Source organism: Erythrobacter litoralis (assembly GCF_029760855.1).
Classification (GTDB): domain Bacteria; phylum Pseudomonadota; class Alphaproteobacteria; order Sphingomonadales; family Sphingomonadaceae; genus Qipengyuania; species Qipengyuania litoralis_A.
Map to the genome: position 1 here is coordinate 112,335 of NZ_SOSI01000004.1, position 13,902 is coordinate 126,236.

At 62.0% G+C, this 13,902-nt stretch carries 12 protein-coding genes and 1 tRNA gene; 10 read left to right on the top strand and 3 right to left on the bottom strand.

All coding sequences use genetic code 11. The features are described 5' to 3' along the window. Positions 1-38: 38 nt before the first annotated feature. The 3 genes from E3U23_RS08880 to E3U23_RS08890 all read left to right on the top strand — a co-directional run bounded on the left by E3U23_RS08880 (position 39) and on the right by E3U23_RS08890 (position 3,104). A complete protein-coding gene (locus tag E3U23_RS08880; protein ID WP_279350890.1) occupies positions 39-725 on the top strand; it encodes a carbonic anhydrase in 687 nt (228 codons plus the stop codon). A gap of 136 nt (positions 726-861) precedes the next feature. Then, a complete protein-coding gene (locus tag E3U23_RS08885) occupies positions 862-2,442 on the top strand; it encodes a SulP family inorganic anion transporter (protein WP_279350891.1) in 1,581 nt (526 codons plus the stop codon). Next, positions 2,439-3,104 carry a carbonic anhydrase gene (locus E3U23_RS08890; RefSeq protein ID WP_279350892.1) on the top strand — a complete coding sequence of 222 codons (666 nt, stop codon included), beginning with the start codon at positions 2,439-2,441 and terminating at the stop codon, positions 3,102-3,104. Before E3U23_RS08885 ends, E3U23_RS08890 begins: the two co-directional genes overlap by 4 nt. A 10-nt stretch (positions 3,105-3,114) precedes the next feature. On the opposite strand, the gene E3U23_RS08895 is transcribed toward E3U23_RS08890, so the two are convergent. Next, a complete protein-coding gene (locus E3U23_RS08895; protein ID WP_279350893.1) occupies positions 3,115-3,750 on the bottom strand; it encodes a TetR/AcrR family transcriptional regulator in 636 nt (211 codons plus the stop codon). Positions 3,751-3,844: 94 nt separating this feature from the next. Between E3U23_RS08895 and E3U23_RS08900 the strand changes: the two genes are divergently transcribed. Genes E3U23_RS08900 through E3U23_RS08910 form a run of 3 tightly spaced genes read left to right on the top strand, consistent with a single transcriptional unit; the run spans position 3,845 to position 9,694 of the window. After that, complete coding sequence (locus tag E3U23_RS08900; protein WP_279350894.1) at positions 3,845-5,002, top strand: efflux RND transporter periplasmic adaptor subunit; 1,158 nt, start codon at positions 3,845-3,847, stop codon at positions 5,000-5,002. A gap of 1 nt (position 5,003) precedes the next feature. Continuing rightward, a complete protein-coding gene (locus tag E3U23_RS08905; protein WP_279350895.1) occupies positions 5,004-8,240 on the top strand; it encodes a multidrug efflux RND transporter permease subunit in 3,237 nt (1,078 codons plus the stop codon). Then, positions 8,237-9,694 carry an efflux transporter outer membrane subunit gene (locus tag E3U23_RS08910; RefSeq protein WP_279350896.1) on the top strand — a complete coding sequence of 486 codons (1,458 nt, stop codon included), beginning with the start codon at positions 8,237-8,239 and terminating at the stop codon, positions 9,692-9,694. The genes E3U23_RS08905 and E3U23_RS08910 overlap by 4 nt, the downstream gene beginning before the upstream one ends. Before the next feature lie 99 nt (positions 9,695-9,793). On the opposite strand, the gene E3U23_RS08915 is transcribed toward E3U23_RS08910, so the two are convergent. Both E3U23_RS08915 and E3U23_RS08920 read right to left on the bottom strand, forming a co-directional pair. Continuing rightward, positions 9,794-9,880 (bottom strand) — tRNA-Leu (locus E3U23_RS08915). Between the two features lie 85 nt (positions 9,881-9,965). Continuing rightward, a complete protein-coding gene (locus E3U23_RS08920) occupies positions 9,966-10,880 on the bottom strand; it encodes a zinc-ribbon domain-containing protein (protein WP_279350897.1) in 915 nt (304 codons plus the stop codon). Between the two features lie 157 nt (positions 10,881-11,037). On the opposite strand from E3U23_RS08920, the gene ftsE reads away from it, so the two are divergent. Genes ftsE through E3U23_RS08940 form a run of 4 tightly spaced genes read left to right on the top strand, consistent with a single transcriptional unit; the run spans position 11,038 to position 13,899 of the window. Beyond that, positions 11,038-11,754 (top strand): cell division ATP-binding protein FtsE, encoded by a 717-nt coding sequence (ftsE, locus tag E3U23_RS08925; protein ID WP_279350898.1) that lies wholly within the window; start codon positions 11,038-11,040, stop codon positions 11,752-11,754. A 2-nt stretch (positions 11,755-11,756) separates the two neighbouring features. Then, positions 11,757-12,689, top strand: coding sequence for a cell division protein FtsX (locus tag E3U23_RS08930; RefSeq protein ID WP_279350899.1), 933 nt, complete (start codon positions 11,757-11,759; stop codon positions 12,687-12,689). Further along, the gene (locus E3U23_RS08935) at positions 12,686-13,225 is read left to right on the top strand and encodes a YdcF family protein (RefSeq protein ID WP_279350900.1); all 540 of its coding nucleotides are present in this window, start codon (positions 12,686-12,688) and stop codon (positions 13,223-13,225) included. The genes E3U23_RS08930 and E3U23_RS08935 overlap by 4 nt, the downstream gene beginning before the upstream one ends. After that, positions 13,222-13,899: a lysophospholipid acyltransferase family protein gene (locus tag E3U23_RS08940; RefSeq protein ID WP_279350901.1), complete on the top strand. Its 678-nt coding sequence runs from the start codon at positions 13,222-13,224 to the stop codon at positions 13,897-13,899. The genes E3U23_RS08935 and E3U23_RS08940 overlap by 4 nt, the downstream gene beginning before the upstream one ends. Positions 13,900-13,902 lie beyond the last annotated feature (3 nt).

The following is a 13,902-nucleotide window of genomic DNA, read 5'->3' on the forward strand; positions in this document are numbered from 1 at the left end:
TAAGCACTGCAACTTTGGAACCCATGCAGGAGCTATCCATGGACAAATTAATGAAAGGCCTCTCGCGCTATCGCGAAGGTGCCTATCCCAAGCACGCCCAGCTTCTCGAAACGCTCGGTCGCGAAGGGCAGAACCCTAAAACCCTCATGATCAGCTGCTCCGACAGCCGCGTCGTGCCCGAGCTTATCACGCAATCCGATCCGGGCGACCTGTTCGTGATCCGCAATGCCGGCAATATCGTACCGCCGTGGCAACGCCTCAATGGCGGCACCACGTCGACCATCGAATTTGCGGTCGTTGGCCTGGGTGTGACCGATATCGTTATCTGCGGCCATGCCGATTGCGGTGCCATGAAAGCGCATTTCGCTCCCGAAGGCGCGCTCGACGCAATGCCGTCGGTGAAGGAATGGATCAGCCATTCGACCGCGGCCCATTCGGCGGTGGAAGCATGCTGCGGGTCTGCCGACGACGGCGAGAAGATGGACATGCTCGTCGAGGAGAACGTGAAGCTGCAATTGACGCATCTGCGCAGCCATCCGTGCGTGGCGGCGGCTCTTGCCAAGGGCGATTTGCGGCTGCACGGCTGGGTATTCGAGATCGGCGCCGGGGCGGTTCGCGCTCTCGACGGCAAGACCGACACATTCCGTTCGATGGACGAAGTCGGCGAAGATATTCCCGTTGCGGTCACCGGGCCGCAGGCTCGTTCCAACCAGAAAGCGGCGTAACCTCCCCCTGTGGCCGCTTTCGGGCCGGCACGCATGACCGCACCAAGGCCATGCGTGCCGGCCTCCCCGTTTCGTTTATTCGCGATACGCGCGCACCGGCGCAGATAGTCGCAGACTTTTGAGCCAAGGAACCAACGTGGCAGAACAAACCAAATTCCTCTCCTCGCTCGGTCGGGATCTTCCCGCCTCGATCGTGGTCGCGCTGGTGGCCCTCCCGCTATGCCTCGGTATCGCACTGGCATCGGGGGCACCGCTCTTTTCAGGCCTTATTGCCGGGATCGTAGGCGGCATCCTCGTCGGCGCACTTTCCAAATCGCAGCTTTCCGTCAGCGGTCCTGCCGCAGGTCTGACCGTGATTGTGCTCGACGCACTGGAAGTTCTGCCGAGCTGGGAAGTTTTCCTCCTCGCCGTGATGCTCTCCGGCCTGCTTCAGGTCGCTCTCTATTTCACCCGATCCGGCACTTTGTCGGAATTTGTGCCGAGTTCGGTCATTACCGGGATGCTTGCTGCGATTGGCCTCATCTTGATACTCAAGCAAATCCCTCATGCCTTGGGCTATGACGGCGACTTCGAAGGAAGCCTGAGCTTCCTCCAGCCCGATGGCCTCAACACGCTATCGGCGCTGTTTTACTCGGTGTGGGATTTCTTCCTGCCCGGACCTATCATCGTCGCCCTCATCTCGTTGGTGTTCCTGTTCTGGTGGGATGCGTCCAAGCCCAAGGAAGGGCCGCTGCGCCTGCTGCCGGGTCCGCTGGTCGTGGTTATCTTCGGCGTCCTTGCCAATGAGGCGTTCAAGCTTATCGCCCCGGGTCTGGTCATCGATCCAAGCCATCTCGTGCAGGTGCCTGTTTCCGGCTCGCTCGGCGAATTCGTCGGCCAGTTCCGTACCCCCGATTTCTCCGCCATCGGCATGGCCGACGTTTGGATCGTGGCCGCAACGCTTGCGATCGTCGCCAGCCTCGAATCGCTTCTCTGCGTCAAGGCTGTCGACGAGATCGATCCGCAACGTCGCACGACAGACAAGAATCACGAACTGCTTGCACAGGGCGGCGGCAACTTCCTGTCCGGTTTGATCGGCGGGCTTCCCTTGACCTCCGTGATCGTTCGCTCGTCGGCAAACGTCGCCGCCGGTGCGGAAACGAAGGCCTCGGCAGTCCTGCACGGTTTCTGGCTGCTGCTGAGCGTCTTGCTCATCCCGTTCGTGTTGAACCTCATTCCGCTCGCAGCGCTTGCTGCCATCCTCATTCAGGTCGGTTACAAGCTGAATACGCCCGAACTTTACAAGCGGCGCTGGGCGCAGGGTTGGCACCAGTTCGTGCCGTTCATCGCGACGATCGCCGCTATCCTGTTTACGGATCTGCTGCGCGGCATCATCATCGGTCTTGTCATCGGCTTCGTCTTCGTGGTTGCACGGAACTTCCGCACCGCGGTCAGCGTGGCGCATGACGATGATTTCTGGATGGTGAGCGCGCGCCGTAACCTGTATTTCATTCACAAGTACGAGTTGCAGAATTCGCTCGGCCGTGTGCCGGAAGGCGCTACGGTCGTGATCGATCTGGAACGGGCCGAATTCGTCGATCCCGACAATATCGACATCATCAACAGCTTCTCGAGAAATGCGCACTTCCGCGACATCTCGGTCAGCATTCGCGGCGATGTCGATAATCTTGCCGACGTGCAACTCGAAGCGCCCTCCAAAAAGGTGGCCTACTCATGAAAACCATTCGCGAACTGATGCTGTCGAACAAGGCCTGGGCCGCCGAGAAACGCGAGATAAAGAAGGATTATTTCGCGCAGCAGGCGGCGGGCCAGAACCCGGAAGTGTTCTGGATCGGCGGATCCGACAGCCGCGTATCGCCGCAGCACATCACCCAGACACGGCCGGGCGAACTCTTCATCCACCGCAATCTGGCCAATCTCGTCTACGATAACGACGATAACCTTCTCGCCGATCTGCAGCACGCGGTCGACGATTTCGAGGTCGGTCATATCGTATTGTGCGGTCACTATGGCTGCAGCGGGCTTCGCAGTGCGATGGATGACGACGTCACCGGCCACATGAAAGCGTGGCTGCGCGGTGCACGCGACGTGTATGACGCCAATCGCGAGGAACTGGATGCGATCGCGGATCCGCTCGCCCGCCAGAACCGACTGAGCGAGTTGAACGTGCGCGAACAGCTCATCAGGCTGTCCCGCATCGATATCGTGCGCGCCGCCTTCTCGCGGGGGCAGGATCTGACCCTGCATGGCTGGATATACGACGTGCGCAACGGGCAGTTATCGGAACTGCTTGCCATCGATGCGCCGGTTGAAACCGCAGTACCCAAGCCGGCACCGAAGATCATTTCGGTCGAGGAGCCGGCGTCCGACCCGGCGTGACCGGACACATCTAATCGAATTGAACGGAGCCGGCACTTTTCATGCCGGCTCCACGCAGAAAGAATTCTATCCGGCAGCGAAGACTCTCGGCAGGAGCGCGCTTCGCGGCTCCGTGACTGATCGCTTCCTGTTGCATGTCGTTGATGAGCAGACCGAAAAAGAGTTCGGCCAAAATCTCTGGCTCGTAGAGCATCGCGACGCCCTGCGCCTTCCAGCGACTGAACAGTTCGACCAAGGCGAGCCGCGTACGCTGTGCCTTGGTTTCGAAGAACAGCTTGGCGAAATCCGGCTCTCCGATGCTTCGCGCTATCACCAAGCGGGTAAGGGCAACGTCTTCGGTGTGTAGAAACCGTGCGTGTAGCCCCATCCCGATGCGTGTCAGGGTCTCTGCGGGCGACGCATTCAGCGCGGCCATCTCGCGCACTATGGTGACGCCGGGCCGCATCTTCTCTTCCACTACGGCGTCGAACAGCCCCTCCTTGTTACCGAACAGCTTGTAGATCGTCGCGAGCGAACCGCCGGCTTCCTGCACCACCTGCCCGAGAGTTGTCCGCTCGAACCCCTGTTCCAGAAACAGTTTGCGCGCGGCCGCGATAAGCGCGTCGCGGCGTTGGTCGAGCCTGCTCGAAGCTGTCTGCGTACCCATGGTTTCTGTTTTCACGATCAGAAACGCACTTGCAAGCAGAACTGTAATGCCTATTACACCTTCGCACCTGCAACATCGCATCGTCCGAGGCTCCATGCGCAATCTGATTTTCCTTCTCGCAATGCTGCTCGGCGCATGTTCGGCCCCAGAAGAGGCTGCCCCGCCCCCCGCGACCCCTGTTCGCACCATCACCGTCGCACCGGCAGCCATACCGAACATCATCGAATTGCCCGGCCGTGTAGAGCCCGTGCGAGAAGCCGAAGTTCGCGCCCGGGTCACCGGCATCGTGCAACAACGGCTGTACGAGGAAGGCACCGATGTGCGCGCAGGACAGCCATTGTTCCGTATCGATCCGCGCGAACTTCGCGCCAGCTACGCGCAGACCGAAGCCAGCCTCCAGCGGGCCCGCGCAACTGCGTCGAACGCCAGCGCTGTGGTCGATCGCTATCGCCCCCTGGTGAGCGAAAACGCCATCAGCCAGCAGGAATACGACGCGGCCGTCGCTGCCGCACGCGAAGCCGAAGCAAATGTTGCGCAGATACGCGCGCAGCTTGATGCCGCATCGCTGCAACTCGGATATACCACTGTCCGTGCGCCCATCGCTGGTCGGGCGAGTCGCGCGCAGGTTACGGAAGGCGCCCTGGTCAGCCAGACGGAGGGAACGCTTCTAACGCGGATCGAGCAGATCACGCCGGTCTATGTAAGCTTCTCCCAATCGGCGAGCGAAGTTCTCGCGATCCGGCGCGCGATTGCCGCAGGTGAGCTCGATCTCGGAGAAAACGAACAGGTCGAGGTGCGCCTGCAGTTCAGCGACGGAACCGAATATCCCATTCCAGGCTATATCGACTTTCTCGATTTCTCGGTCGACGAAGAGACGGGCACGGTCGATCTGCGCGCCGAATTCCCCAATCCTGAAGGCATTCTTCTGCCGGGCGAGTTCGTTCGCGCGCGCATTTACGCCGGTCGTATTTCTAATGGCATCGCGGTGCCCCAGCGTGCGGTGACCGTGAACGAGGACGGCGGATCGGTCTTCGTCGTCGATGGCAAAGGCATGGCAGCGCTTCGCCCGGTCCAGCTCGGCTCCATGGCCGATGGGCGCTGGGTCATCGAAAGTGGCTTGCGTCCTGGCGACAAGGTCATCGTCAGCAACCTCCAGAAAATTCGCCCCGGTGCTCCGGTAACGATTGCGAACCAGGCATCGCGCGGAAACACCCAGCAACGGGCACGCCCTGCACCGGCCGAGGCACGCTGAGATGCCTCGTTTCTTTATCGATCGCCCCATCTTCGCATGGGTTATTTCCCTCGGCATCCTGCTTGCCGGCTTCCTTGCCCTGCGCGCGCTGCCGATCGAACAATACCCGGAAGTCGCGCCGCCTTCGCTCACTATCGCCGTCGCCTATCCGGGCGCCGATGCGGAAACGCTCGAGCAGAACGTTACGCAGGTTATCGAGCAGCAGCTGAACGGCGTCGAAGGCTTCCTCTACATGGCCTCCAACAGCCGCTCGAACGGAACGGCGGAAATAACGCTGACGTTCGAAGCCGGGACCGACATCGATATCGCACAGACCGAGGTGCAGAACCGCCTCAGCACGGTCGAGGCGCGCCTTCCCGAAGAAGTGCGCCGACAAGGCATCACCGTCCGGCAGGCCAATGCCGGCTTCCTCATGATCATTGCGCTGACATCGGAGACCGGCAGTCTCACCACGACCGATCTCGGCAATATCGCGTCAAACCAGGTGCTCGACGAACTACGCCGCGTGAACGGCGTCGGCGATGTGACCTTGTTCGGCTCGCAATATGCGATGCGTATCTGGCTCGATCCCGAAGCCCTAGCCTCCTACAATCTGTCGCCCGCCGCAGTGCTTGCCGCGATACAGGAACAGAACAGCCAGACCGCGGGCGGTTCGATCGGCGCTCTCCCTTTGACGGACGGGCAACAGATCACCGCCTCGATTTCCACCGACGGCCGCTTCTCCACGGTGCGCGAGTTCGAAAACATCATCTTGCGGGCCAATAGCGGCGGCGCGGCGGTGCGCCTCGGCGAGGTTGCTCGGATCGAGATCGGCGCACAGTCCTATGCCACCTCGACCGAACTCAACGGCCAGCCGATGGCCGGCATGGCCGTTCAGTTGGCAACGGGAGCCAATGCGCTGTCGACTTCGGAAGGCGTGAAGGCGCGGATGGAAGAAATCGGTTCCGGTCTGCCGGCGGGTGTCGACTGGTCGATCCCTTACGACACGACGCCGTTCGTGCAGGCCTCCGTAGACGAAGTGGTGAAGACCTTGGTCGAGGCCATGATCCTCGTCTTCCTCGTCATGTTCCTCTTTCTCCAGAATTGGCGCGCTACGCTGATCCCGGCATTGGTCGTGCCAATCGCGCTTGCGGGGGCCTGCCTCGGTCTCTGGGTTTTCGGCTTTTCGATCAATGTCCTCTCGCTGTTCGGCATGGTGCTGGCCATCGGCATCCTCGTCGACGATGCGATCGTCGTGATCGAGAATGTCGAGCGGATCATGCGCGAGGAAGGCCTGCCGCCGCTGCAAGCCACGCGCAAAGCGATGGACCAGATCACTGGAGCCATCATCGGCATCACTCTGGTCCTCATCGCCGTGTTCGTGCCGATGGCCTTCTTCCCCGGATCGACCGGCGGTATCTATCGCCAGTTCTCGATCACGCTGGCGATTTCGATCTTCTTCTCCGCTCTCTTGGCCCTGACTCTGACGCCTGCCCTGTGCGCGACATTCCTCAAGCCGATGGAGCACGGACCGGACGAGACCGAGGGCGAGGTTCGCGATCCGGTGCCTTTCCCGAAAGGCGGTACGCTACGGGAAAAGGCGTCATGGGCCCGGCAAAAGGCGGCGCGGCTATTCGCACGGTTCAACAGCTGGTTCGCCCGCATGACCAGCAAATACGGCCGTGCGAATGACAGCATCCTATCACGGCCCTTGCGCACCTTCGGCGTGTTCGCGCTGCTGGCAGCGCTGACCGTCTTCCTGTTTACGCGCCTGCCCGGCGGCTTCCTGCCGACAGAGGACCAAGGCTATCTCATTGCCGCGGTACAGGCCCCTCCCGGTGCGACGGTCGAGCGGCTCGACGAAGCGCTCGATCCGATAACGAGCTACTGGCTCAACAAGGAAGAAGTCGAGAACCTGGTCGTCGTCCGCGGGTTCAGCTTTTTCGGACAGGGGCAGAACAATGCTCTGATGTTCGCACCGTTCAAACCGTGGGACGAGAGAACCGGGGACGGCAGTAGCGCCGAAGCCATTCTCGGCGAAGCCATGGGTGTGTTTTCCCAAGTAGAGGGTGCAATCGCCTTCGTCATTCAGCCACCGTCGATCCAGTCGTTGGGGCAGGCGAGCGGCTTCACCCTGAAGCTCGAAGACCGCGGCGGTGTGGGGCGAGACACCCTTGTTGCCGCGCGCGATCAATTGCTGGGGCTTGCGTCGCAAAGCAATGTCATCGCCAACCTGCGGCCTGAAGACCAAGCGCCGAGCCCGGAGGTGGCCGTCGATATCGACCGGCTTCAGGCGCGCGCACTTGGCCTTTCCCTGAGCGACGTGAACGCGGCTCTCTCGATCACGTTCGGTTCCGCCTATGCCAACGACTTCAACCGCGAAGGCCGCGTGTTGCAGGTTCTGGTACAGGCCGATGCCCCTTATCGTATGACGCCGGAGGACATCCTCGCGCTGCGTATACCCAACGATCAGGGCGAACTCGTACCCTTCAGCGCCTTTGCCAAGGCCGAATGGTCCGCCGCTCCGAACAGCCTTGCGCGATATAACGGGTACCCCGCCATGACGCTTTCGGGCATGGCGGCCCCCGGCCAATCGTCCGGTGCTGCGCTGAACGAGATGGAAACCCTGGCGGCGCAACTCCCCGACGGTATCGGCTATGAGTGGACGGGCATTTCCTACGAGGAGAAGCAGGCAGGCGGCCAGATCGGTCTGCTGCTCGGCTTGTCGGTCGTGGTCGTCTTCCTCGTGCTTGCCGCACTTTACGAAAGCTGGGCCGTACCGCTTTCTGTCCTGCTGATCGTACCGATGGGTGTGCTCGGTGCCGTACTCTTCACAATGCTGCGCGGCCTTTCGGCGGACGTCTATTTCAACGTCGGCCTCATTACTATCATCGGCCTCGCGGCGAAGAACGCGATCCTGATCGTCGAGTTCGCGATCGAGGAAGAGGAGCGTGGCCGCTCGATCCTTGATGCCGTGAAAGAAGCCGCCATCCTCCGTTTGCGCCCGATCATCATGACCTCGCTCGCCTTTACGATGGGCATGGTGCCGCTCGTCTTCGCCAGCGGGGCCGGCGCGGCGAGCCGCATTGCCGTTGGCACCGGCGTGATGGGCGGCATGATTACGGCAACGGCCATCGGCATTTTCGTAATCCCTGCCCTTTATCTGATTGTGCGCCAGAGGCTCAGCCGTCAGGACCCGCATAGCGCCGGAGGTACGCCCGAGAAAATAGACCGCCTGCCCGGGGAGCAACCGGCGTGAGACTAACATCGTTCTTTACGCTCGCAGCCAGCGCTGTTCTGATCACGGGCTGCGTCAATCTCGCGCCTGAACACACGCGCCCCGAGCCGGCCGTGGGTCCGGCATTCGAAGCGCTGCTCGCGCCGGACGGAACCGCGGTGGCAGCGGAGATCCCCTACGACCAATGGTTCGTCGACCCCCAGCTTGTCACCTTGCTCGGCACTGCGGTCGAAAGTAACCGCGATCTCATGGCTGCGACTGCGCGCATCGAACAGGCACGCGCGCGCTACCGGATACAGGACGCACGCCGATTGCCGGAGGTTGTCGCAAACGGGAGCGCGACCCGCACGCGGCAGGCGCTGACTGACGGAACTGCTCTGGGCCAGGCCGGCGACGGCCAGCAATTTCCCAACTCGATCACCTTCAACCGTTTCCAGGTCGGCGTCGGCGTCAGCGCCTTCGAACTTGATTTCTGGGGCCGTATCGCGAATCTGAGCGAAGCTGCGCGAGCGGAATATCTTGCGACGATTGCTGCGCAGCGCGCTTTCTATCTCTCGCTAGTCGCCGATGTCGCAACGACCTATTACGAGATCGTCGAGACTCGCGAACAGATCGCTTTGGCAGAGGCGACGGCGGAAAGCCGCAGCGAGGCCTTACGCATCGCCCGTCTGCGTCTCGATCAAGGGGTGACCTCTGCGCTGCCGTACCGTCAGGCCGAAACACTGCTGACCCAGGCCCAGCAACAGCTTTCCTCGGAGCGGTTGGCGCTCGCGCAGCTGCGCAACCAACTCACCGTCCTGGTGGGCGGACGACTCCCCGAAAATCTCCCCGAGGGATACGATCTTGCGCGCCAAGGCAACGGACGGCGGCTGGATGCCAGCGTGCCTTCCACGGTGTTGCTGGTCCGGCCCGACATCATCGCGGCCGAAGAGCAATTACGATCTGCGCGCGCCAATATCGGGGCAGCTCGCGCCGCCTTCTTCCCCTCGATCTCGCTGACCGGAAATGCCGGCCTGACCTCGAACGATCTTGGCGGCCTTTTCGGACCTGATGGTTTCGGATGGACCTTTGGGCCGTCCATTAGCCTTCCAATCTTCGATGCTGGCGCGCGTCGCGCCGATCTCGATCTCGCTCAGGCGCTGGAAGTCGAACAGGTCGCGAACTACGATCGAACCGTGCAGACCGCCTTTCGCGAGGTGGCCGACGCTTTGGCAGGACGCGTTTATCTCACCGAACAGATAGACACGCTGGAACGCGCGGTCGCCGCGCAGGAACGGATCGCCCGGATCGCGCGGTTGCGGTACCGCGAGGGCGTTGCCGATTACCTCGAAGTGCTCGATGCCGAACGCAACCTGTTCAGCGCCCGCCAGCAGCTTCTGACCACCCGCCGCGCCGCCCTGCAGAACAGCGCTACGCTATACGTAGCGTTGGGCGGAGGCGAGGGGGCCGCGCGTACGGACGCACAAGCCGACTAGGCTACGCGGCTGTTCCCGCCATCGATCACGACGCATCGCGCCCTCAGGCTGTCCAGCTTCTGATAGATCTTTGAAACGTCTCTCCGAAGAGAAACTGTTTGGTGCGGTCGAGAAGACTCGAACTTCCACGGGCTTTCGCCCACAACGACCTCAACGTTGCGCGTCTACCAGTTCCGCCACGACCGCACACAGTCAGTATCGGGGCGCTGCCCCGCCGGTAGGTGCGCGCCACTAGCAGCGCATAGGACGGCCCGCAAGCGCCTTGTTGAGGTTAAAGCGGCGCCCAGCCGACATCGGCGAAGACCGCGTTGCGCGGAACGTCGGTGCGGGCCTCGTCGATGGTTACGGTTTCGCCCGGCGCGATCTTCGGCTGCGGCGGCTGAACGACCCAGCTGAAGACTTGTCGCTCACGCCCATCGAGCATTTTGATCAAGACCGGCGGCAGGTTCTGCGTTTCGCGCGACGTGTTCTCGATGACAATCCGTGCGCTGAATAGATATGTCTTGTTCGAAAGCTCGCGCCAGCTTTGCTGATCTTCCGGAAAAGTCAGCTCTAGCCCCGGCTTCGCCGCACCCCATTCGGCCGAACGAAGCGGCCACCATCCGGGCGTTCCGGCAATATTGAGGGTGGCCACGGCCCCCAGAGCCAATATGGCGAATATGGCTGCTGCCCAGGTCCAAAGACGCATCGTATTGCGCTGCGGACGAAACGGCGGTGCGCGATCGAAATGCGATACGCCGGTGTCGATATCATCGTCGCCAACAGGAGGCAGGGGTGAACGCTGATCCCGCGCGTAGGATGGCGGGCGTGTTTTGTCGAAATCGACGTCTTGCTTCGCTTCGACGGCCGTCTCGGAGGTCCCGTCGGCCGACACGGTTTCAGTCGGCTTGGCAGGGGCCGGATCCGGGCCCAGCTGCTCTTCGACGCCATCCTCGTCGGCAATCGCGTCGTGGTCCGCTTCATTTGTAGTCGTAGCGTCCGCAAAAGCGGCTTTGGGCGCGGCGCTCTCAGTGTCGATCGCCATTTCGGACGTCGCACTGTCTTCAGTCTTGGCAGCGTCCGGTTCCGGACCTTCCTGGAACCATGCGTGCTTGCATTTCGCGCAGCGCACCGTCCGCCCCTCTATCCCGATCGCGCTGTCAGGAACGACGTAACGCGTCTGGCAGGCGGGGCAGGCGATAATCATGGTGAACGCTGGCTTAGGGGCCGGCGCGAATCACCACAAGGTTCGCTTTTGCGCGCGAAAGGACCAAAGCGCCTTTTTTCCACACCGATGCATCGTTATAGCGCCATCGGGCGATGACGGGATACGGTCACATATCGGCAGGACCACGGTGTCCGGCATGAACGGCACCGATCCCGGTATCGTGAAGTTCGACAATGTCGGGCTGCGCTACGGGTTGGAAAAGGAAGTTCTGTCGGACATTTCCTTCACGCTGTTTCCCGGGCAATTCTATTTTCTTACCGGAGCCAGCGGAGCGGGAAAGACCTCACTCCTGCGGCTGCTGTATCTTGCGCAGCGGCCTTCGCGCGGTGCCATTCATATGTTCGACAATGATGTAATTGCCGCGCCGCGCGAAACCCTGCCCGCTTTTCGCAGACGTATCGGCGTCGTCTTTCAGAATTTCCGGCTGGTGGACCACTTGTCCGCTTACGACAATATCGCCCTCCCCCTTCGCGTTGCGGGCGTTTCCGAGGGGGAACTCGCCGAACCGGTGACGGATATGCTGGATTGGGTCGGCCTTGCGCAACGTGCAGACGCCCGCCCCGCCTCGCTATCCGGCGGCGAACAACAACGCGTCGCGATTGCGCGTGCGGTAATCTCGCGCCCTGAAATCCTCGTTGCCGACGAACCGACCGGCAATGTGGATGCGGAGATGGCAATCAAGCTCATCCGTCTGTTCCAGGCTCTCAATCGATTGGGCACGACGGTTCTGGTGGCGACGCACGATATGCAATTGCTGCGCAAGGTGCCCGACAGCTTGCTGATGCGGCTGGACAAGGGGCGCTTGTCCGATCCTACCGGTGTGCTCCGCTATCCGCCGCGCCGGGAGGACTGATCGTGGAGCGGCCCCCCGTGATCCGCCCTGCTAGCAAGCGCGGACTTGCCCCCTTTCGAGGTCGGCGGGCCGCATCGCTTCTGCCGCGCACACGGCTCGCCGGTCCGATGCCATGGGTGATGGCGATCATGGTTGCGCTTACGGTCCTCGCTGGCGGCGCCGCCCTTTCGCTCGACAATGTTGCCCAGACGGCCCGCGGAGAACTCGCTGCCGCTGCCACGGTTCAAATTCTTTCCCCCGACCCCGAACGCCGGACAGCGCAGGCGCTGCAGGTCGCCACGATGCTTCGAGAACAAACGGATGTTTCGCAGGTGCGGATCGTCCCTCGCCAAGAAGTCGCCGATTTGCTCGAACCCTGGCTTGGCTCGGCAAGCGGGGGGAATGTGGTTCCGCTCCCCGCCCTGATCGATGTCGTGCTTTCGCGTGAAGCCGATGCCAGCGCGGTGGCCCGTTTGAGAGCGAAGATCGTCGAGATCGCTCCGGATGCGCGGATTGATGCGCAGTCGGAATGGCTCGAACCGGTCCTTGCAGCAATTTCCACGCTGCGCTGGATGGCGGTCGGCCTCATTCTCCTCTTGGGTTTTACCGCCGCCGCTGCCGTATGGCTGGCTGCGCGCCATGCTTTGGGCATCAATCGCGATACGCTGGAAATCGTGCATCTGCTGGGGGGCAGCGACGCGCAGATCGCACGCGTTTTCCAGCGCTCCATCATGATCGATGCGGTTGCAGGCGGCGTTGCCGGCCTTGTCCTCGGCGCAGCTGCTCTTACGCTCATGGCGCGGCAGTTTTCGGCACTCGATTCCGGCATGATTTCCGCAGGCGGCTTGAGTGGTACCGACTGGGCGATCCTCGCGCTTCTGCCGCTTTGCGCAGTCGCGATTGCAGTCTACACGGCGCGCATGACGGTGCTTTCGAGCTTGAGGCGAATCCTGTGATCCTGCGTCTGTTTGCAGCTATCGTGCTCCTCTATGTCGGCGGTTTCCTGACATTTGCGTTGACCCTGCCGCAAGCGATGGCAGGAGCCGCGACCGATGCGGTGATCGTGCTGACGGGCGGGCCGGGGCGGATCCAGCGCGGGCTGGAGGTGCTCGACGAAGGGTTGGCGAAAGAGATGTTCGTCTCGGGCGTCGACCGGGAAGTGAAGTCTCAGGAATTCGCGGCGCAGTTCGATGTGGATGCGCGGACGATGGAATGCTGCGTGCAACTCGGCTATCTCGCGGTCGATACGCGCAGCAATGCGGGCGAGACGGCCCAGTGGATGAAGGATCACGGCTTCACCTCGGCACGCGTGGTGACGACCGACTGGCACATGGCGCGTGCCTTTTCCGAGGTTGCAGAGGCCATGCCTCCGGGCATCAGGCTGGTGCAGGATGCGGTGCCGTCCCACCCCGAACTTGCAACGCTATTTCTCGAATACAACAAGCTGCTCGCGTCCGAAGTGACGCGCGGCGTGCCGAGCCTGCGCGGATGATCTATCTGCGTAATGCCGCCTTCTACGGCGCGTTCTACTTCGGATCGGTATTCGTCACTCTGGCGGCGCTTGCCTGCCTGCCGTTCTCTCGCGCCGCATTTCGCAGGAGGGTCGAAAACTGGAGCGGAATGCAACGCTGGTGCGTGCGCCACCTGCTCGGATGTCCTGTGAGGATCGAGAACCAGCCGCCGCAGCGCCCCGTGCTCTACGCAGTGAAGCACGAAAGCTTTTTCGAGGCGATCGATGCGCCGACCCTGTTCGATACGCCGGCGGTGTTTGCGAAGAAGGAATTGTTCGACATTCCCTTCTGGGGCCGCGCTGCACTCGCCTACGGCCTCGTACCCGTTTCGCGGGGGGATGGCGCCAAAACCCTGAAGGCGATGATCCGCGCGGCGAAAGAAGCAGTGAGCGAGGGACGACCGCTGGTGATCTTCCCCGAAGGCACGCGTGTGCCGCATGGCGAGCGGGCCGAACTGAAGGCGGGGTTCGCGGGGCTTTACAAATTGCTGGGCCTTCCGGTGATCCCGGTTGCGGTGAATAGCGGCCCTCCCTATCACCGCGGCCTGAAGCGGCGCGATCCGATCACCTATCGCTTTGGCGAGGAAATCCCGCCGGGCCTGCCACGCGACGAAATCGAGACCCGCGTGCTCGACGCGATCAATGCGCTGAACTGAGAG